A 19,775-nucleotide genomic window follows, 5' to 3' on the forward strand; every position below is an offset into this window, starting at 1 on the left:
CACTGCGCCAGCGCGAACAGTCGGTCCGTGCTGAGTTACAGGCAATCACTGACCAGGCCGACGATAGAGCAACCTTCCTACGCCTCGCGGAGACCCTCACGGCGTTCCTCGCCCGCCTGCACGATGCTGCTGATACGCTGAGTATCGAGGAGCGCCAGCGAATCGTACGGCTTGTTGTGAAAGACGTCTTGATAGGAGAAGACACCATCACCATTCGCCATAGCATCCCAGTCCTGCAGAGCCCCCCGCGAGGCGGTTGCATACCGCCAAGCCAGACAGGCGACCCAAATTACCTTTTGTGTAAGGGGAGTGGCATCGCCTCTTTTGGCCAATATCTATCTTCACTATGCGTTCGACCTTTGGGCCGATCACTGGCGTAAACACCACGCCAGCGGTCAGGTCATCGTAGTGAGGTACGCCGATGACATTGTCATGGGCTTTCAGCACGAACGAGACGCGAAACGGTTCTTGGAAGATATGCGGCAGCGGTTGGAAAAGTTCGCGCTTACGTTGCATCCGGATAAGACCCGGTTGATTGAATTCGGCCGCTTTGCGGCTAAAGATCGAAAAAGCCGTGGTCTTGGAAAGCCGGAAACGTTCAACTTTCTTGGTTTTACTCATATCTGTGGCCGATCCCGCCGGGGCGCCATCCAGCTTAAACGGCAGACGCGCCGAGATAGGATGCGGGCAAGGTTGAGAGCGATCAAAGAGGAGCTGAAGCGGCGAATGCACGAACCCATACCGATCCAGGGAAAATGGCTTGGACAGGTCGTCCGCGGATACTTTGCGTATCATGCGGTTCCGACTAATAGCAAATGCCTCGGGGCTTTCCGGCACTACGCAGTCGATCTCTGGCGACGCTCTCTTAGTCAGCGAAGTCAGCGGGATCGCACTACTTGGAATCGGATAGCTAAACTCGCGGCAGAGTTCTTGCCTCTGCCCCGTATCCTTCATCCTTGGCCCAGCGTTCGCTTCGCCGTCAAACACCCGAGGTGGGAGCCCGGTGCGTGAATCACGCCCGCCGGGATCTGTGCGGGGGGGTGCGCAGAAATGCGCATCCCTACCGCGATAGCGATTAACTTTCCGACTGCCGCACCATATACGTTGGGACGGCTCTTCGTCTACTCAAAACGTTGCTCCTGAAGGCACCGAAAAAAATGCGTCGCCATGAGCTTTGCCCTACTTCGGTCGAATTGCGCATCTGCGGTAGTTGGGAGATGGGTTGACCCCACCCTTCACTTTCGTGAAGGATGGGGCACCCGGCGTCGGGTGGAAGCACGGGCGAAATGGGGGTCTCCACTTCGCTGGACGATGAAGCTGTCCTGCTTCGGTCGAAATGACACGGAGATCGGGTAGTCGATAGCTAGAAGATCTGGTGGTTCGGTTCAGGCCCCATGGTGAACTCGAGTGTACCGCCGTGCATAATGGTGTCGTGCTCGATGCGCGGCGTCTTGAGCAGCGTGTCGTTGAGCTTCGCTGACAGTATGTAGATGCTTTTCGCGCTCGTGTTGTGGGCGGTGCCGGTGAACTTCTTTCCGCCGGGAAGGTTCAACGTGGCGACAGGGAAGCGTGGCGTGCGGATCCAGTACTCGGGGATGCCGCGCGCCGACGGGATAGAAGCCGAGAGTGGAGAAGATCCACCGGGCGGACACCTGTCCTGCGTCGTCGTAGAGATAGGGAATCTGGTGGCCGGGCTCGTTGCCGGGATCGTAGAGTTTGTTGGCGAAGAGGCCGTCGAGCTTCTGAACAAACTGCTGTTTGCAGCCGAGTGTCTCGATGAGGCCGGAGACGTCGTGCGGGACGTAGAAGCTGTACTGCCAGAAGTTGGACTCGGTGATGAAGCTAACCCATTTCCTGTACTCAAAGGGCGTGATCCAGGAGCCGTCCCCGTGGCGCCCACGCGCGAGCTTCGTCTCGGGGTCGATGAAGTTCTCCAGTTTGCTCAGGGCTCAGAATGACGAGGTTGTGCGCGAAAGCGATGATGGCTGTGCACGCGAGCTATTTGGGCGTAGCAGGACGTGATCGCTGAGCGGGGTGATTTCGGAGCGAACGATTGTGTAGCCGGTTTGCTCGGCTAGCGGGCGGAAGCCTTCGAGGCCGCGGGGAACGAGCTGGAAGCGGGTGGTTTTGATCTGCTCCCGGCGAATTGGATCGTTGCTGGTGATGGAGCCGACGACGAGCCTGGCGCGGGAGCGAAGCGTGAGGAGGTTGCTGATGATCGCCTCGTCGCTGCCGTACTCGAAGAGCGCGCCCTCGGAGGATGCGGCGATGATGGCGCCGGGCTCCGTGATCGTGGAGAGCAGAGCTTCGAGCTCGCCTGTGTTGTTCCAGTTGTAGGGCTTTGAGGAGAAGGTGATGTTGAGGCTGTTGAGCGGAGAGTCCGATTCGATCAGCGCGGCGACGGCGTTGGCTCCGAAGACCGTGCCTTTGGCGTCGAGGTCGCAGACGTGGATGTGGATGGGACGTTGAAGGAGCCCGGGTTGACGCTTCGCAAGCAGAAAGAGCGCATTAATGCAGTCGATGGCGGGGCCGCCGCCGATGTTGACGAAGTGCAGCGGTGCGCCGGGATCGTGTAGCAGCAGCGGCTCGAGGCTGTCGGCGAGCAACTGTGCGCAGTGCTGCAGGCGCAGACGCACAAAGCGGGCGTGCGGCGAGCTGGCGATCCGCTGGTCGAGCGGGGTATTGAAGCGGTCGGGGAGGTTGGCGGGGCCGAGCTTCATGATGTAGGTGTGAAGGCCGCCGAGGAAGGACTGCTCCGGTGCGACGAGGGCGCGAAGCAGCTCGGACTTCCGGGCACCCAGCCTCATCATGAGGCGCCTGATGAAGAGGGGAAGCCTCGCCTGCTGCTGCTCGGCGGCGCGATACTGCGCTGTGAGGCTGGCGAGCGATGCGGGATCTTCGGGGACGGCAAAGGCCGGATGGGTGATGTCGATGATGGGCAGCTCGTATCCGTCGGAGGTGGTGGCGTAGACGATACCCTGCTGGTGTGTCATGGCACTCCTGGCCGCGTATGAGGCGTGGACTCGAGGATGATAAATCCCTCGAGTCTGTTCGCCTATCTACCTCCCCGATCTAGCGCTCGTCACGTTGTACGTCTCACCTGCCTTCGGTTCGAAGGCGAGCGCGTGACCGAGTGTTGTTGCGGCGACCGTTTTGCCTGCCTTGTCTTTGACGGTGAGAGTGCCGAGATCGGCGCCGACCTGGATATTGCTGACGTTGACGGTGATGGGCGTTGCGCTGCCGGGAAGCGTAATGGTTGCGCTTGAGGATTTTGCTACGGGATAGACGCAGAGGTAGAGCTTGGCTTGCTGCTGCTCGAGCGTGACTCCGGAGCCTCCGATGAAGAGCGGACTCTTGTCGGGCGGGAACAGGAAGTTTTTGAGTGTCTGATTGCCAGGATAGATCTTTCCGGAGTCGAAGTCCATCCAGTTGCCGGCGGGAAGGTAGACATCGCGCGAGGTTGCGGTGGCGTAGTCGTTGCCGTAGAGCGGTGTTGCGAGCATGGCGTCGCCGATGAGCCACTCGTAGCCGCGTGCGGTTGCGTTTTCGCGGCCGTAGGCTTGCGGGTCTTCGGGGAAGGCGATGGGCAGTGGCGTCATCGTCCAGGGGTAGCCGTCGTGGAAGAAGCGGCGCGCGTTGGAGAAGAGATATGGCGCGATGCGTTCATGTAGCTTCGCGGCCTTGAGCATGACGGCTGCGGTCTCGTTGGAGAACGACCACGGAGGCTCGCCCATGCCCATGCTGCTGTGCAGGGAGGCCCACATGGCGTTGCGCTGCATGTAGGTCTCCATGCGCTGGGTGCGGCTGGTGCTGAAGTGGCTCTCGCCGAAGGTGCCGCCGACGATGTCGGGATAGACGAGGGGGAAGCCGGCGTAGGCGAACGCGAGCGCGTTGACGGGGCCGCGGTCCTGGTCCTGGTTGTAATTGAAGTCGTTGATGCGGTGCAGGTCGCCGTTGGAGGAGAGGTAGCCGTTGCGCTCGATGATGAGCTGCTTCTCGGCCATCAGGCGATCGTTGGTGGGATCGACCTTGTCGTCGCGCAGGTCGTACTTGCCGTAGCCGTAGAAGTCTTCCTTCCAGCCGGAGATGCCGTCGTCCTGCCACTTCCTGACGAGGCCGGTGTACCAGTTGAGTGCTGCCGGGTTGTGCGCGTCGAGCAGGTAGTAGGGGAGTTTGGGCCAGCCTCCGGTGAAGGCCTCGGCGTGGCCGCTTTTCTCTTTGAGGAAATAGCCCTTCGCAATGCCCTCCGCCGAATAGGGTCCGGTGGTGATGAAGGTAATGCGCAGGCCGAGCATCACGGTGAGGTTCTCGTCGCGGAGGTGCGAGATCATCCCTTTGGGATCGGGATATTTATCCTGGTCCCAGAGGCCGAAGCTGGTGGTTTCGTGCATGGCGTCGGGCTTGGCGGGCCAGAAACCGGAGCCGATGACGACCCATTTGAGCGGATAGCCGAGCTTGAGGTAGTGGTCGATGCTGTCGGTGTTGGTCTTCTGGTTGGTCTCCCAGCCGAGCGCGCCGAAGGCCTCCCAGCCGACGCCGAAGGCCTCGTACTTAGGCATGAAAACTTTGTAGCCGGCGGCGTTGCGGGCATCGAGATACTGCTTGTAGATCTGGTGCGGGTCGCCGAAGAAGTAATGGATGGTGACCTTGCCGTTGAGGCGCTCGACGCCCTGGACGATCTGCTCGCCGGAGGTGTGAACGATCTTGCGGTGGGGATCGATGAGCAGAACAGCGAAGTGTTGTTTGGGATAGATGACGAAGTTGCTGACGAGGCGGGTGATGCCCTGGCCGGAGAGATAGGTGTCGTCGGCGAAGCCGGTGACGTCGGTGTTGAACTGCTTGTTGGTGAGGGTGGAGAAGCGGGCCTGTTCGACGGCGTGGTCGGCGAGACCGTAGGCCGGTGCGGCGCCGGCGGTGACGAAGCGGACGTCGGAGAGAGGATCGGCGGAGGAGAGTGTGAGGGTTGCGTGATGCAGTGCGAGCGCGATGGTGATGCGAAGGTGCGCGCCGCTCTTGGCCGTCGCGCTGAGCACGCATGGCGATGCGGTGCAGCCTGCCTTATCAGCCAGTGTGATCGGTTCTCCGCCGACGAGGATGCCGGCCTTTGCGTCGGAAGCGACTACGGGTTTGCCGGCGATGTCGAAGCCGTAGCGGAACTCCTTGCCCTGGGCCGTGAGGGTGAGGTTGGAGCTGCGGAGGCGGATGTCCTCTGCGGCAGCTTGATGAAGAAGGCCGCTTGTGAGAAGCAAGGCGATGACAAGATGCACTTTTTTCGACAAGACGCTTTTATCCTTTCGGTCTCGACCGGCGTTTGCGATGACAGAGAACAGATCATCAATTTCTGGACAAGTTTAGCGTTTAACATGTACTCTTCCGGTTGATTCTTGGCAAGGAATAAATCAGGAAGGCCGCGGCTTCACGTCTTCAGGATGAACGATGGTCTCCAAGACAGGCTGAACTTTGACACGAGAAACGATGAAGAATCACGGGTACTCCGAAGAATCAGTGCGACCGGTTCCTCGGGAGCTTCGACAGGAGAACATCACGGCCGACCTGGTGGTGGCCGGAGGCGGTCTCTCTGGCGTTTGCTGTGCGATTACGGCGGCACGCGCGGGCCTCCATGTCGCGCTGGTGCAGGACCGTCCGGTGCTGGGCGGCAATGCTTCGAGCGAGGTGCGGCTCTGGGTGCTGGGCGCGACCTCACACATGGGCAATAACAATCGGTGGGCTCGCGAGGGTGGCGTCATCGACGAGCTGTTGGTCGAGAATATGTGGCGCAACCCGGAGGGAAATGCGGTCATCCTCGATTCGACCGTGCTGGAGTTTGTGCTGCGGGAAGAGCGCATCAGGCTGCTGCTGAATACGGCCATCGACGAGGTCGAGACGGATGACGATGGTGCAATCAAGAGCGCATCTGCCTATTGCAGCCAGAATCAGACGCGCTACCGACTGGAAGCGCTTCTGTTCTGCGACGCTACGGGCGACGGCATCCTAGGTTTCCTTTCGGGCGCGGCGTTTCGCATTGGCGCGGAGGCAAGGTCGGAGTTTGGGGAATTACTGGCGCCGGAGACGGAGCAGCACTCGCTGCTGGGCCATTCGCTCTACTTCTACTCGCGCGATACGGGCAGGCCAGTGAGGTATGTGGCGCCTTCGTTTGCGCTGAAAGACATTACAGAGATTCCGCGCTTTCGCGAGCTGCGCGTGACGGACTCGGGTTGCAGGCTGTGGTGGCTTGAGTATGGCGGCGCGCGGGACACGGTGTATGAGACCGAGGAGATCAAGTGGGAGCTGTGGCGCGTTGCTTACGGTGTGTGGAACTACATTAAAAACTCCGGCGAGTTTCCTGAGGCCGAGACGCTGACGCTGGAGTGGATGGGGACGATTCCCGGCAAGCGCGAGAGCCGTCGCTTCGAGGGCGATGTGATGCTGACGCAGCAGGACATCGTGGAGCAGAGGCAGCATGCGGACGCGGTCAGCTTCGGTGGGTGGGCGATCGACCTGCATCCTTCGGATGGCGTTTACAGCGCGCAGCCGGGATGCTCGCAGTGGCATAGCAAGGGCGTCTACCAGATACCGTATCGTGCGATGTATAGCCGGAATGTGCCGAACCTCTTTTTGACGGGCAGGTTAATTTCAGCTTCGCATATTGCCTTCGGCTCAACGCGCGTGATGGCGACGTGTGCGCACAACGGGCAGGCTGTGGGTATGGCGGCGGCGCTATGTTATGAAGACAGCCTCAAGCCGAGAGATTTGCTGGTGTCGGAGAGAATGCGTGAGTTGCAGCAACGTCTCCTGCGTGCAGGCCAGAATATCCCTGGTGTCTATGCAGAGGATGCTGCGGACAAGGCGCGGACAGCGAGGATGACGGTGACGAGCGCGCTGGAGCTTCGAGATCTGAGGCCGTCTGGTGGGTTTGTTCCGTTAGACAAGCCGGTGGCGTTGTTGCTGCCGATCGATGCGGGCCGTGTGCCCGAGGTTACGGTGACACTTGCGAGCGAAGCAGAGACGACGGTGCATGTGGAGCTGTGGGGTTCTGGCCGAAAGGGCAACACGACGCCCGACGTAAAGCTGGCGGCGAAGGAAGTTCGTCTTGCGAAAGGACCGCAGCAGGTGGCGCTTGCGTTTGACGCTTTGATTGACGAGGCAGCGCACCTGTTTTTTGTGTTGCTGCCGGCGGCCGGCGTCGAGGTCGCGCTAAGTGAAGAGCAGGTGACAGGTTTGCTGACGCTCTCGCAGAAGATGAACAAGGCGGTGGCGAAGAGCCTGGTGCAGACGCCACCTGAGGGTTCCGGGATTGACACGTTTGCTTTCTGGCTGCCGGACCGCAGGCCGATGGCGCGAAATCTGGCTGCGACGATTGAGCCTCCGCTGAAGATGTTTGCGCCGTCGAATGTGACGAATGGTGTGTCGAGGCCGTGGTGCGGCGTGAATGCGTGGGTCCCGGCGCGCGAGGACGAGCGGCCCGCGTTGCGGCTGGAATGGGAGACACCGCAGACGATTCGTGAGATCGAGATCAGCTTTGATACGGATTTCGATCATCCGATGGAGTCGGTGTTGATGGGACACCCGGAGCGGGTGATGCCGGCGTGCGTTACGGAGTTTGAGGTATGCGCAGGCAGCAACGGCCTGCTCGCGAAGGTAACGGAGAACCATCAGACTCGCTGGAGTCTGAAGCTGGCAAAGGCGGTTGAGACAGACGAACTGTCGATTGTCGTGCTGGGGCATGGGCCGACGCTACCGGCGATCTTCGAAGTACGCTGTTACTGAGGGAGCGGCATGAACGAGTGTGAGGGAAGACTCGCCAGGCATCAGTGGATCGTGATTGCCCTGCTCTTTGTCGTTGCGCTGATCAATTACTTCGACCGCCAGAGTCTTTCGGTTGTGGCTCCGCGGGTGCAGGCGGAGCTGCATCTCGGCGATGAAGGCTATGCGCACATTGTCAGCGTGTTTCTGTTCGCGTCGGCTGTTGCCTATGCAGTCGCGGGATTTCTTTCGGATTGGCTGGGGACGCGGCGCTCGATGGCGTTGTTTGTCGGCTGGTGGTCGCTGGCGGAGGCGGCGACGGCGTTTGCATCGTCGGTGTGGATGCTGGCGCTGGCGCGGTTCTGTCTCGGGCTGGGTGAGCCAGGGTTGTGGGTGGCAGCTCCGAAGGCGGTGGGCGAGACCTTCGACGAAAAGCAGCGCGGGCTCGCAATCGGCATCTACACGATGGGAGCGACGGCAGGAGCGATCATTGCGCTTCCGGTGATCGTCGCGGTGACGACGCATCTGCCGTGGCGTTCGATCTTTCTGCTGGATGGGCTTGCCGGGCTGTTGTGGATCCCGCTATGGTTCTGGTTCTATCGGAGTGATGGAGTTAATCCAAAGACGGTTGACTCCGCGAGACGTTCGGCGAATACACGCGAGGTACTGAGGCGGTCGTCGACGTGGAAGCTGTTGATCGCGCGCAGCCTCACCGATCCGGTGTGGTATTTCTTTCTCTTCTGGTTCCCGAAGTATCTGAACAGCGCACGGCATCTGCCGATGGCGCAGCTGGCGAAGATTGGCTGGGTGGTCTACCTGGGCGCAGGCGCGGGTACGATTGCCGGCGGCCTGCTGTCGGGTCGACTGATACGCACGGGAATGCCAGTGGGTGTGGCGTACCGATGGACGATGCTGGCAGCCGCAGCGCTTGTGCCGCTGAGTCCGCTGGCTGCGCTGGCACCGAACTATGGTGCGTCGGTCGTGATTGCTTCGATCGTTGCGTTGGCGCACATGGCGTGGCTGGTGACACTGACGGCGACCGTTGTCGAGTTGTATCCGCCGGACCAGGTGGGCAAGGCAGCAGGGTTGATTGCGATGGGCAGCGGCTTTGGAGGCATGCTATCGAGCGAGATCATCGGTTATCTCGTCACGCATGGCGGCTATACGCCGGTCTTCTGGCTGATGGCACTGCTGCATCCGATTGCGATTGTGCTGCTGTGGCCGATCTATCTGCAGGGACGGTCTGCGATGAAGCGTGTGGCGTCCGTCCCTGCAGCATAAGTCCGGTGCCGCCTAGGGCAGCTCGGTCTCAAAGAGCTTCTGCACGACCTTCCAACTGTCGCGGCGCTCGCGGTCGATGTTGACGACGCCCCAGGAGCGGATGCCGTTGGGGGGAGTGCCCTTGATGAGCGAGCGGTAGTCGTTCCAGGTCCAGAGCGAGCCGCCGATCATGTAGGGCCGCTCCTTCATAGCGCTGACGGCATCGGTTATGTCCTTGATGCGTTCGGGGTCGTGCAGGCCGAGCTCGCCCATCTTGCCAAACTCGGTGACAAAGATTGGCTTGTCGGGATAGAGCTGATGCGCGTGGTCGAAGCGCTTGGCGTAGTTGCCGTAAACGTTGATGGAGACGAAGTCGGAGTACTGGCTGGCTTCGTCGGCGCCGGTCTTGACGGCGGGGTCGCCGGTGTAGCGCGAGGCAAAGGTGATGAGGCGTGTTGGGTCAAGCGAGAGCGTGTAGGCGCGCATGTCGCGCGTCCAGTCGATGCCTTCCCTGGTGTAGGACTCGTACTCGTTGCCCACGCTCCAGGCGATGACGGAGGGATGGTTCCAGTCCTGCTCCATCATCTCCTTCATCTGCTTCTGGAAGGTAGAGCGGATTCCGGGATCGGCCATCTGCCATGCGCTCATGTTCCAGTTGCCGGCCTCGGGGATGATGAGCATGCCGTGGCGGTCGGCGTAGTCGAACAGGTAGGGCGGCTGAGGATAGTGCGCGATGCGCATCATGCGCATGTTGTCGGCGAGCATGTCGTTGAGGTCGTGCTCGAGGATGGCGTCGGACTCGCGCAGGCCCTCTTTAGGATCTTCGCCGACACGGTTTGCTCCGTAGAGGTGGACGGGTTTGCCGTTCAACTGCAGCTCGGTCCCGACGACGCGAATGTCGCGGACTCCGATGTGCGCCGTCAGCTCGTCGCCGGGCACGGTGAGCTTTGCGTCATAGAGGAAGGGGTCACGGGCGCTCCAGAGGTGAGCATTGCGGAGGGTGCCGCTCCAGCTGACCTCTGCGTCACTGTTCGCGGCGATGCGCGTCGGCTTGAGGTGAACGGGCAGCGTACCAATCTCGCCCTGTACGGTGGTTGTAGCGGCGGAGGCCCCGCCGTTGTGCAGCCAGGCGCGCAGATGGATGGTTGCGATGCCGGTCTTGAGATCAGGTTTGGCGTCGATCTTCATGTTGCGCAGATAGACGGCGTCGGTAACGACGATGTTCACCGGGCGAACGATGCCGCCGTAGGGCATCCAGCCGACGATGGTGATTCGTCCGCCTGAGCCGTACGGGCCCTTATGGTCGTTTGAGGGAACTCCTGCGGCGAGCGCGGGAATGGAGGTCAGCGTCGGGGTGTTATCCACCTCGAGCACCAGGTGATTGGCTCCGGGCTTGAGCAGTTTGGTGATGTTGAACTCGAAGGGCGTGTAGCCGCCTTCGTGTGATCCGATCATGCGTCCGTTGAGCCAGACGTGGGCGACGTCGTAGACGGCATCGAAGTGCAGACGCGCGACCTGGCCGGGGCGAAGGGTGGGTGCGTCGAAGTCGTGCTCGTAGAGGGCGCGGCCGATGTAGCGGCGGTACTGCTCTGAGGCGGGCCAGCTGTGGGGAACGGAGACAGACTGGGCCTTGTCGTCGAGCGTGGTTTTGAAGGTCCAGCCGGAACCATCGAGGCTGATACGTTCGGCGGCCTGAGTTGAGAGAGCTAAGGCGGGCAGGAGAAGGGCGAAGAGTGCAGCTTGTCGCAGCGTCGTCATCAAAGGGTCCTCAACTTGGGCAAGAGTTCAGCAATGAAAAAGAAGTGCAGAGAGGAGGCTCTGCCCTTCGAGAGTATGGATGCAAGATTAGAAGATCAGCTTGGCAGCCAACTGCAGGGAGCGCCCGTCGGCCGCAGTGGTGATAGCTCCAAAGGAGCCGTTGGTGTTGCAGCCGCCGGTTCCGGCTGTTGGGGTTCCACTGCTGTCCCGCGCTGTTATTGTGCAGGGTGCGGCGACGCCGTTGCCGTTAACCAGGTTATTTGCGGCGGCGGCAAACGACATATTCGGCAGCCCGAAGTTTGCATGGTTGAGCACATTGAACGCCTCGGCACGGAGCTGGATCTTCCAGCGTTCGGTGATCGCGGTCGTCTTGAAGATCGAGAAATCGAAGTTCTGGGTTCCGGGGCCGCGCAGGCGAGGCAGCGTGCGAGAAACATTTCCGAAGGTGTAGTCAGTTGGGTTCTGGAATGCAAAAGTGTTGAACCACTTCGTGGCGCTGGGATTTTTGATCAAAACCGACTCCCCGGGGACGTAATTGGGACGCGTGGCCGTGCCTGAGGAATTCGCGCCGGTGATGGTGAGCGGCGTGCCGGTCTGGAAGACAGCGATCAGGTTGAGCTGATATCCGCCGATGAGCCGATTGATGAAGCCGCTGCTGGAGGAGAACTTCTGGTTACGGCCGAAGGGCAGGTTGTAGAGCGCGCTGACGGTTGCTCGCTGTGAGACGTCAGAGGGATCGAGCGCATACTCGGCGCGGCGGTTGTAGATATTCTGGTAGCCATTGTTGGCGGCGAGACCATTGAGGTAGGCCAGCGGCGAGGTGACGCTGTCGTCCATTTGCTTACCGAATGTGTAGCCGAAGAGCAGGATGAGACCGCTGCGCGCCTGGCGCTGGGCGGAGAGCTGAAGATAGTGAGCAATGAGGTTGCCGTCATGCGGGGTGTAGCTGTTGACGGCGTTGTAGTAAGGGTAGGGTAGAAGCGATTGCTGCCGTGTGATGGTAGCGCCGCCCAGCGCGCCGGAGAATCTGCCGGCGTTGGGATTCGGTACCGACTGCTGCAGAGCGACACGGCCCAGGCCGAAGTACTTGGGGTCGAGCTGGTTCATGTTGTAGGCGCCAGCGGGAATGTGCACGCCGTGGTTGCCGACGTAGGTTGCCTGTACCACGATAGAGTACGGAACCTCACGCTGAATGCTGAGTGTGTATTGCTGCGACATGGGTGACTTCCAGCGGTTGGGGTCCTGATATCCCGTTGACTGTCCGAGGAAGCCGAGTGGCCCAAAACCGGCGCCCAGCGGCTGCAGCGGATCGGTGGGGAAGCCGTTCTTGAACTGGAATGCAGTCCGGCGAGTATCACCGCCGGGAGAGGTATAGTTGGTATTCGTTGACGAAAACCCGTTGGTCTGGCCGGTGTAGATGGAGTTGAACATCAGCGGGTAATAGATGCCGAAGCCGCCACGAACGACCGTCTTGCCATCGCTGGTTGCCTTATAGGCGAATCCAATGCGAGGACCGAAATCAGTGAAGCTGTCTGGAACGAAGTTCCGTCCAAGGCCGCCGGTATTGGCATACTGCATGATCCCTGTGAAGCCACCCGAGGAGAGGTTGGGGTTGAAGTTGCTGTAGCCATTGTTCTGCTCGTAGGGTTGCTGCTGGAAGTCGTAACGTACGCCGAGATTAAGCGTGAGGCGATCGGTAACCTGCCAGTCGTCCTGGAAGAAGAACGAGGTGCTGATGGCGCGGTCGGTCTGCCCGGTATTGGTAGTGATAAACGCGGTGCTGACGGCTCCAGAGAGGAAGGTCGCATAGGTGTTCCCGACGTTGACGTAGCCAGGGGGTGGCGCCGAACCAGAGGGGTCAGTGGTCAGGCCGGCGGCGAAGCTGAAGTTTCCTGACGGCGTATTGCGCTGGAGGTTGGAACCGATGTTGTAGCGCAGATCAGTTCCTATCGTGAGGGTGTGGCGCTTGATGACCTTTGTGAGGGTGTCGGTGATCTGGGGCAATGTGTAAGCGCGGAACCCGATGGTCTGATTGGAAGGTGGCAGGCCATTACCTACAGTAGGCAGCGCGTAGTTGGGAACGTTGCCGGGGAGGCCGAGCTTCTGCGGCCAGTCGCCTCCGGCACTCACGGCCTGGAAGGGAAACTCCTGCCGCTCGACGGAGAGGCGGAGGTCGTTGATTAGGGTTGAGGAGAAGGTGTGGGTGTTGCCGGCGAGGATCTCTTTGGCGATGTAGGTGTCGTAGCGATTGGCAACGGTGGGATCTGGGTAGTAGGTTCCGCCGCCCGTACCGCCATTGGTGAAGTTGCTGTAGTAAGCGTAGCGCGCGAAGACCGTGTCCTTGTCAGTGAGGCGGAAGTCGACGCGGCCAAGAGCGTTGTGCATGTTGCTGATGCCGCGATTGAGGAAGGAAAAGTTGTTGGTATTGGTGTAGGGGTTGATGGGAGTGGTGTTGGGCAGCGGATAAAAGGTGTTTTGGTAGGCGACCGAGACGGGGTCGAGGTTCGTAATCTTGTTGTTGACGTAAGGCGTGCGGGTGGCGACGTTGTTGACGATGGTGGTGCTGAAGGGATTGTAGAGCTGGATCTTGTTGCCGCCTGCGTCCGCAAGGCCGGAGAAGTCGCCGGTGCGTTGCGCCGCGGTGGGTACAGACAGGTACTGAGGATTCGACTGGATGAAGCGATAGGACTCGTAGTTGGCGAAGAAGTAAGCGCGGTTGCGGATGATGGGACCGCCGATGGTGCCGCCGAACTGGTTGTAACGAAGCACGGGCTTGGTCAGCGGGGGGCGTGCGAAGTAGTTGCGGGCGTTGAAGATGTCGTTGCGCAGAAACTCATAGACGGAGCCGTGAAAGGCATTGGTTCCGGAGCGGCTGACGAGGTTGACGACGCCGCCGAGGGTGAAGCCATACTGCGCGGAGAAGACGCCGCTCTGGACCTTGAACTCCTGGATGGAGTCTGTGTTGGGATTGACGGCGATCTCGCCGGTGGTGGTGGAGAGGTTGCTCTGGCCATCGAGGATGTAGGAGTTGGAGCCGGTGGGCGAGCCGTTGATGGAGATGGCGGAGAGGTTGGTACCGCGATTGGCGAACCCGGACTGACCAACGGTGGAGTTAACGCGGACTCCCGGCGTGAGAGTGGTCAGAGCGATGGTGTTGCGTCCGTTGAGCGGCAGCTCCTGGATGGACTTCTCGCCGACGACGGCGCCCAGCGTCCCGGATGTGGTGTCGAGGAGGGCCTGCGAGGCGTCGACCTGAACGGTCTCCGTTGTGCCTCCGACCTGCAACTGTACGTCGACCTCAACGCGGGCACCGACGGTGACGGTCACGCCGTTTGTGATCGAGGTCTGAAAGCCTTGATGCGAGACAGTGACACGATAGTTGCTGCCTAACAGCAGCGGCGGCGAGTTGTAGAAGCCGGCCTCATTGGTTTTGAGGGTAAATGTGTTCTGGAGGTCCTGGTTCTGGATGTCGACGGTTGCGCCCTCAACGGTGGCGCCGGTGGAGTCCCTGACGGTGCCGATGATGTTGCCTGTGCCCTGCTGCGCAAGCAGCGGAAGCGCGTTGCCGAGACATAGACCAAGCAGGCCCAGTACAGCGTACTGTGTGGTCTTGCGTCGTCTCCAGCCGAGCCTCGAAAAGTTGAACATGTCTTTCTCCTAATGTGCGACAGATACTTTTGCTTCTTCCTTTGCCATCCAGAGCTCAGCAGATTGGAGTGGCGCTTTGAGGTGTTTCCGGTCGAGACAAGAGTTCCGAGCGACGTTGAGTATCGCGATTACAGAAGCGTTCGAGAGAGCTTGCCTGGGGGTCCGGAATCGATGGACATTATCTTGAATCCGTCATAGTTAAGCGATTAACGTTCCGCCGGGAGGTTAGAGTCGTGTGTCCAGCGTTGTCAAGTAATTTCTATGGGGCTGGGGCGGAGGGGGGATGCAGGCCGGACAGAGGGCTGCTGGGCGTGCTGCCGGGGCGGTCCTCAAAAAAGTTCACCAGCGGTTGCAAATCCCTGCAAAGGCGTACTTCGTGGACTGCCCGGCCGTGGTTCTGTGGCGCGTCAACGGATGGCAGGATGGCTGTTCTACGTTGTCTGTTTAGGTTGTCGTGCCTTCGGTGAAGGTGAAGGGCAGCACGACGCGCTGCCGCTTCTGCTCTGGCTGTTCGATCGAGTTAATCAGCATGTCGGCGGCGAGCTGGCCCATCTCGAAGGTGGGGATGAAGAAGGCGGTGGGCCGTGGGCGAAGGCCGCCGGCGTGAGCGGAGTTTGCTCGCGCCAGGATAGCGACATCGCCCGGCACGCTGAGCTGGCGGGCCTCGACGTAGTCGTACATGTGCACGAGCAGGGAGTCGTCGGCGGTGAAGATCGCGGTCGGGCGGTCTTTGCGTCGGGCGAACCAACTGTCGAGGATGGTGAACGCCTTGGTCTGGTCGTAGTCACTGCACCCTATGTGCTCGGGCTTCAGTTCGAGCCCTGCCGCGGCCATACCGCGCCGCAGGCCCTGCAGCAGGTGGATGTGAGTGGGCAGCGTTGAGGCCCCGCTGAGGAAGGCGATCCTGCGGTGGCCGCGATCGACGAGATAGCGTACCGCCGCTTTGGCGAGAGCGGCATCGTCAACGCCGACGTAGTTGATGGCGGCCCTTCCGTAGTAGGAGTTGATCATCGTGAAACGGATTTGCGCGGCCTCGAGCTCGTGGATGGTGTCGTTGATGTCGCGCGTGGTGCAGGAGCGCGTGTTGATGAAGATGAGGCCATCGGTAAACCGGCTCTCGAGGATCTGATCGCGCGTTGCGCGGCCGGGACGGCCGGAGGGCGAGTAGATAAGGAGGTTGTAGCCACGGCGCATGACCGTAGCCTGGATGCCGGAGAGGGCTTGCGCGATGAACTGGTTGAAGAAGATGGGGTCGCGCATGGGGACCATCAGACCGAGCAATCGGGTTCGTCGCTCGGCGAGTGCCTTGGCCAGCTCGTTGGGCGAATAACCTAGGTCCCGGGCAATACCGCGGATGAGCTCGCGTTTGGCCGCGCTGACGCGCGTGGTCTCCTTGTAGTTCAGTGCAATGGAGACCGCCGCCACGGAGACGCCTGCGCGCTGGGCGATATCAGAGAGCTTCGGTGCAGACATGAACAGCTCGCCTCCAACAGAAAGAGAACTTGGAACCCAGACAGAATTCCACTAGCGGGTATACGCCATCTTAAGCCTGTCTAACAAGATTTGGCCGCAGGCGAAGGATCGTGTCTGGGCCTGCCTGCGACGAGAGAAGGCGGTTCAGCTAAGGACGTAGGCGTACAGCGTGTCGCCCGCTGCCGCGATCGAAGAATCCACAATTTAACACAACTTGGTAAAAATCAATCGGCGCAGTATTTACGGTCATTCATAGCGGAGGGCTTCCATAGGATCGACTCTGGAGGTTCTCTTGGCTAGGAAGTATCCGGCGAAGACGGCGACGGTGAGCAAGACGACCACGGCGGTCAACAGGCTGACGGGGTAGGCGCCCTTGAGACCGAAGAGCATATTGGCGACGAAGCGGTCACCGGCGAGGGCTGCCGGGATGCCGATGACTACGCCGATAGCGACAAGAAGCAGAATCTCGCGCATGACGCTGACGATTTTACCGAGGGTTGCCCTCGGCTTCCTTAGTAGGCATTGAAGCGGTGGGCAATGATCAGTGGTTTGTGTGCCTACTACAAAGGTCGGCCCAGAAGTGTGGGTCGGAGGATGCAGCGCAGACATGTCTCTCGTTTAACGCTTTTCCCCTTGCAGTCGCGCGGCGGACCATACATTCTGAGGCGCCCTCAAGTCACACAATAATTGAGCGCTAGCAGGGTAGCAGAGAGCCAGACAGTCCTGGATGGGTAAGAGGCCTTGCCAGCTTCGTGAACTATGGCATGCGCTGCAGAACGAAGGTGTGATTCTTCGGTGCTGCCGCAGCGGCGATGCGGCGTTCGGCTGCGTCGATGACCTGATCGAGAAACTTTGTGCCTTCCGCCAGAGGCGTGTCCGTGGGCAACTCGGATGTGCGTGAGATGGCACGGATCCGCGAGATCTGCAGGGCGTCGCTATCAGAACAAGCGTAGAAGACGGCGCGTCCCTGGACATGCATGGGGGTTGGCATCATCGAGAGGTCGACACCGGTGGCGAGGTCCGCGGAGGAAAAGTGGGCGGGCAGAGGCTTGCCGTCAATGTCGAGAGTGTAGGTGCCTGATGCGAGATTCTCGACGCGCAGAATGCGCTGGCCGAGATGCGGAGCATCGGTGAGGATGCGGAAGAGGGCCTCGTTGCCGTCGATGGAGTCGAAGATGGTGGTGTCGGGATTGTCAGTCTCGGTCCATTGCAATTTATCCCGGCTAGTTTGCGAGTCGTGAACCGTTGAAGCCTGCTGATCGAGCGGTTTGCCGGTGCGTCCGTCGAGTGTGACCGAGGCAGCAACCTGCGGCATGTTCCAGCCGCGTAGGATGGTCTCGGCCATGAGCCAATGGAATCCACCTGTTGGGTGTACGCGATCCGGAACAGCTAGCTTCGTTGCGAGGGGGTTTGCTGCGTTGGCCCGGATGAGGGCTGCGGTGAGTGGGGTGTTCAAATCGACAAAGTTGGCATTGAACTTCGTTGCAAGTGACTTATCGATGGCGGTGAAGCTCACGAGTGGATCGTTGCCGCGGGCGTCTGGCCGTGTTATCTGATCGAAGGGCGAAGGCGCGATCACGCTCAGGCGCACCCCGGGGAGTTCATTGCGAAGCCGGGTGAGGATGTGTTCGTATCCTGGCGTGTAAGCAGCGCGTGTCTCAGGCGTCGCCCGGTCATTCATGCCTAGCATAATGGCGACGACGGTGGGATGACGGGAAATAACGTCACGGGTGAGGCGTGTATCGATGGGGCCCGCACCGCCGCCGGTAACCCGGTCGCCGCCAACGCCAGCGTTGTAAAAGCGAATATGCCAGGTAGGGTGCTGGGTACGGACCGCAGTGGCGACATAGACGGTGTAAAGGCGCTGCTCGGTAATGCTGTCTCCGTAGAAGACGAGGGTGTCCCCATCGTGTAGCTGGAAAGGCGAGGACTGTGCAGGCGACGGGATAGCGAAAATGAGAGACAGGAGCGCGATGAACCGCAGGAGCATTGAGATTTCCCCCAGAGAGCACCACTACGTTAGACCGGGACGCGCGGGTATGTAAAGCGCAACAATAGAGACCTAATCGGAGCTTCAAGAGCGCACACCAATGGTTTGTCGCCGTCGAGTATGCCGAGAGTGACATGACTCCCATCTGTGATCTCCGCTTGAACGATCTTCACAGTTTTGCCAACCGGCAGACCCAAGTCTGGCCTGACAACCTCAGCTCCAACTGGCAGGCTTCGGCTAAGGAAATAGGGTTTGCTCCGACCGTCTGCTACGTAAAAGATTGCAGCACCGGAATCAACATCAGCAGAGGTTGCTGCCCGACCTTGGATCAATGGCATTGTTGACTTCTTCCTCTGCGTGGCCATTATGCCTTCGTCTCCTGAGTGTCCGCGAACTGCCTGAAATCGCGCTACTCCCAAGCCAACAATTAACAAGGCTGAAAGCGTGATTCCAAGGAACTTGAATCGTGAACCGGATGAGGCCATGTCTTGCAGTATAAGGGCCAGTTCGACAGGGAAAATCGCATCTCCTTGTAACGGGGTTTTGAGCAACTTCGCACCCGAACTTGCCGCAAACCGGACTTTCTGGGAGCGACTGCATTCCGTTCTCGATCAGGAGCCGACTACGATACGATCTGGGTTGAACGTCAGGGATAGGTGAAAAGTCAGATGGCCCGCATCTTTAGGGAGCCGATCAAGAGCGAAGATGGTAAGCAAAACCTCATCCCACGCTCCGTGCTTGTGGTTGAAGTAGTCTCCTTCACTTTTCGGTTCGCTGATGTCGCTCAGCTACAGAAGTGCATTGCCTACTACAAGACAAAGACTCATCCCTCTAGCCGTATCCCCGCCAAGGAGCTTGCGGGCGACTTGGGAGAGGATTGGAGAGAGCAACGAGGGTGGGAAGTTGAACGGTGGTTCGAGCGGCTGCCCATGTATCTGCTGGAAGAGCCAAAACGTCAGAAGGTGCTCAAAGCTCTCGCCAAGGCCCTGGATCTCGTTGAGTCAGGCAAGCTCTAACGTTCATTTGCATCGCTGATGCTCCTGATGAGGGAGTTGTTCCCTGAAAACGTTAGATCCCTATCGGGACTGCCCGGCAGATGGGGCGGGCTGGAACGCGGTTCCCTCCTTGGGGGCAGTTTCGATAGGGCCGTTTGAAGTGAGCCGTTGGCGTTTGCGACGGACGCGGTGATCTACCTATGGGATTTCAATGGGTGGCAGACGGCCGGCGAGCTGTTGGAAGGCCGGAGAGCGACAGTTAGGAAAGCACGGACTCCGGTTACATGGCGAAATGCAGACTTGTTCTGCATTTCGCCATGCGCGTTGTGACAGTCGTTGTCGCAGTTCGAGCGCACTTCGACGTTGCGTTCTGGTGCACGAGGTGGGAAGTGATGGATAGCGGACTGGCGAGTGTTGAGGCGCTCAGGAGCTGTCATCGCCGCACCTCCTTGGCTCGGACGGGGTGAGGCTTGCACGGAAGTGAAGTTGAGCGCAGGTGAGTCGTTCGACGACCAGCATGATTCCTGAGCAGGCGGGGCAGCGGAGGCTGGGTGGCTCCGGCGGATCGACGGCAGCCGCCATGCCGAGCAGTGCGCGGCAACGTTCAAGCTCAGCACTCCGTTTGCGGTTGGCGGAGAGTCCGAAGTGCCGGATGCGAACCAGACCGCCGGGCAGGACGTGAAGCAGGAATCGGCGCAGGAACTCATGGGCGGAAACGGTCATGACCTTTTGCTTGCCGCCGTGAGCATAGTCTCGCCAACGGAAGGAGACGCGATCGTTCTCGAAGGCTACGAGACGATGGTTGGAGATGGCGACGCGGTGGGTATAGCGGGCCAGGTAGTTGAGAACATGTTCGGCGCCACCGAAGGGTGGCTTGGCGTAGACCACCCAGTCCTTCTGGCCGAGTT

The 19,775-nt window shown here is 60.1% G+C and carries 14 protein-coding genes and 1 pseudogene; 4 read left to right on the plus strand and 11 right to left on the minus strand.

Going from position 1 to position 19,775, the window contains the following annotated elements:
- Positions 1–77 precede the first annotated feature (77 nt).
- The gene (locus Q363_RS41030) at positions 78–221 is read right to left on the minus strand and encodes a hypothetical protein (RefSeq protein WP_157466597.1); all 144 of its coding nucleotides are present in this window, start codon (positions 219–221) and stop codon (positions 78–80) included.
- 88 nt (positions 222–309) lie between these two features.
- Between Q363_RS41030 and Q363_RS46700 the strand changes: the two genes are divergently transcribed.
- Complete coding sequence (locus Q363_RS46700; protein WP_425387765.1) at positions 310–1,011, plus strand: reverse transcriptase domain-containing protein; 702 nt, start codon at positions 310–312, stop codon at positions 1,009–1,011.
- Between the two features lie 352 nt (positions 1,012–1,363).
- Here Q363_RS46700 and Q363_RS44590 read toward each other — a convergent pair whose 3' ends face one another.
- The 4 genes and pseudogenes from Q363_RS44590 to Q363_RS23635 form a co-directional block, all read right to left on the minus strand.
- Entirely contained in the window at positions 1,364–1,552 is a 189-nt protein-coding gene (locus Q363_RS44590) for a glycoside hydrolase domain-containing protein (RefSeq protein ID WP_035355609.1), read from the minus strand.
- Between the two features lie 172 nt (positions 1,553–1,724).
- Positions 1,725–1,946 (minus strand): annotated as a pseudogene (locus Q363_RS46705) (glycoside hydrolase domain-containing protein); the annotation flags it as partial.
- 3 nt (positions 1,947–1,949) lie between these two features.
- Positions 1,950–2,993, minus strand: coding sequence for a hypothetical protein (locus tag Q363_RS23630; protein ID WP_035355613.1), 1,044 nt, complete (start codon positions 2,991–2,993; stop codon positions 1,950–1,952).
- A 66-nt stretch (positions 2,994–3,059) separates the two neighbouring features.
- Positions 3,060–5,279: a TIM-barrel domain-containing protein gene (locus Q363_RS23635; RefSeq protein ID WP_035355616.1), complete on the minus strand. Its 2,220-nt coding sequence runs from the start codon at positions 5,277–5,279 to the stop codon at positions 3,060–3,062.
- Positions 5,280–5,475: 196 nt separating this feature from the next.
- On the opposite strand from Q363_RS23635, the gene Q363_RS23640 reads away from it, so the two are divergent.
- Positions 5,476–7,767: an FAD-dependent oxidoreductase gene (locus tag Q363_RS23640; RefSeq protein ID WP_035355619.1), complete on the plus strand. Its 2,292-nt coding sequence runs from the start codon at positions 5,476–5,478 to the stop codon at positions 7,765–7,767.
- 9 nt (positions 7,768–7,776) lie between these two features.
- A complete protein-coding gene (locus Q363_RS23645; protein ID WP_051979213.1) occupies positions 7,777–9,024 on the plus strand; it encodes an MFS transporter in 1,248 nt (415 codons plus the stop codon).
- 12 nt (positions 9,025–9,036) lie between these two features.
- On the opposite strand, the gene Q363_RS23650 is transcribed toward Q363_RS23645, so the two are convergent.
- From Q363_RS23650 to Q363_RS23670, 5 genes are all read right to left on the minus strand, one after another.
- Positions 9,037–10,761, minus strand: a complete 1,725-nt coding sequence (locus Q363_RS23650; RefSeq protein ID WP_051979214.1) for a glycoside hydrolase family 2 protein — start codon at positions 10,759–10,761, stop codon at positions 9,037–9,039.
- An 87-nt stretch (positions 10,762–10,848) separates the two neighbouring features.
- Positions 10,849–14,409 carry a TonB-dependent receptor gene (locus Q363_RS23655; RefSeq protein WP_035355622.1) on the minus strand — a complete coding sequence of 1,187 codons (3,561 nt, stop codon included), beginning with the start codon at positions 14,407–14,409 and terminating at the stop codon, positions 10,849–10,851.
- 444 nt (positions 14,410–14,853) lie between these two features.
- Positions 14,854–15,882, minus strand: coding sequence for a LacI family DNA-binding transcriptional regulator (locus tag Q363_RS23660; protein ID WP_035355625.1), 1,029 nt, complete (start codon positions 15,880–15,882; stop codon positions 14,854–14,856).
- Positions 15,883–16,128: 246 nt separating this feature from the next.
- On the minus strand, positions 16,129–16,356 hold the full coding sequence (locus Q363_RS23665) for a hypothetical protein (RefSeq protein ID WP_035355626.1): 228 nt from the start codon (positions 16,354–16,356) through the stop codon (positions 16,129–16,131).
- Between the two features lie 283 nt (positions 16,357–16,639).
- Positions 16,640–17,872, minus strand: coding sequence for an SGNH/GDSL hydrolase family protein (locus tag Q363_RS23670; RefSeq protein ID WP_051979215.1), 1,233 nt, complete (start codon positions 17,870–17,872; stop codon positions 16,640–16,642).
- Positions 17,873–18,540: 668 nt separating this feature from the next.
- Between Q363_RS23670 and Q363_RS23680 the strand changes: the two genes are divergently transcribed.
- Positions 18,541–18,888 (plus strand): hypothetical protein, encoded by a 348-nt coding sequence (locus tag Q363_RS23680; RefSeq protein ID WP_035355633.1) that lies wholly within the window; start codon positions 18,541–18,543, stop codon positions 18,886–18,888.
- 402 nt (positions 18,889–19,290) lie between these two features.
- Here Q363_RS23680 and Q363_RS23685 read toward each other — a convergent pair.
- A partial coding sequence (locus tag Q363_RS23685) for an IS91 family transposase (RefSeq protein ID WP_211256316.1) occupies positions 19,291–19,775 on the minus strand: 485 nt, incomplete at its 5' end.

Origin of the sequence: Edaphobacter aggregans DSM 19364, assembly GCF_000745965.1 — a bacterium.
GTDB lineage: Bacteria > Acidobacteriota > Terriglobia > Terriglobales > Acidobacteriaceae > Edaphobacter > Edaphobacter aggregans.

Coding starts and splice junctions, on each gene's coding strand:
- Q363_RS41030 (WP_157466597.1), bottom strand. CDS start 221: ATGGCGAATGGTGATGGTGTCTTCTCCTATCAAGACGTCTTTCACAAC.
- Q363_RS23630 (WP_035355613.1), bottom strand. CDS start 2,993: ATGACACACCAGCAGGGTATCGTCTACGCCACCACCTCCGACGGATAC.
- Q363_RS23640 (WP_035355619.1), top strand. CDS start 5,476: ATGAAGAATCACGGGTACTCCGAAGAATCAGTGCGACCGGTTCCTCGG.
- Q363_RS23645 (WP_051979213.1), top strand. CDS start 7,777: ATGAACGAGTGTGAGGGAAGACTCGCCAGGCATCAGTGGATCGTGATT.
- Q363_RS23650 (WP_051979214.1), bottom strand. CDS start 10,761: ATGACGACGCTGCGACAAGCTGCACTCTTCGCCCTTCTCCTGCCCGCC.
- Q363_RS23655 (WP_035355622.1), bottom strand. CDS start 14,409: ATGTTCAACTTTTCGAGGCTCGGCTGGAGACGACGCAAGACCACACAG.
- Q363_RS23660 (WP_035355625.1), bottom strand. CDS start 15,882: ATGTCTGCACCGAAGCTCTCTGATATCGCCCAGCGCGCAGGCGTCTCC.
- Q363_RS23665 (WP_035355626.1), bottom strand. CDS start 16,356: ATGCGCGAGATTCTGCTTCTTGTCGCTATCGGCGTAGTCATCGGCATC.
- Q363_RS23670 (WP_051979215.1), bottom strand. CDS start 17,872: ATGCTCCTGCGGTTCATCGCGCTCCTGTCTCTCATTTTCGCTATCCCG.
- Q363_RS23680 (WP_035355633.1), top strand. CDS start 18,541: ATGGCCCGCATCTTTAGGGAGCCGATCAAGAGCGAAGATGGTAAGCAA.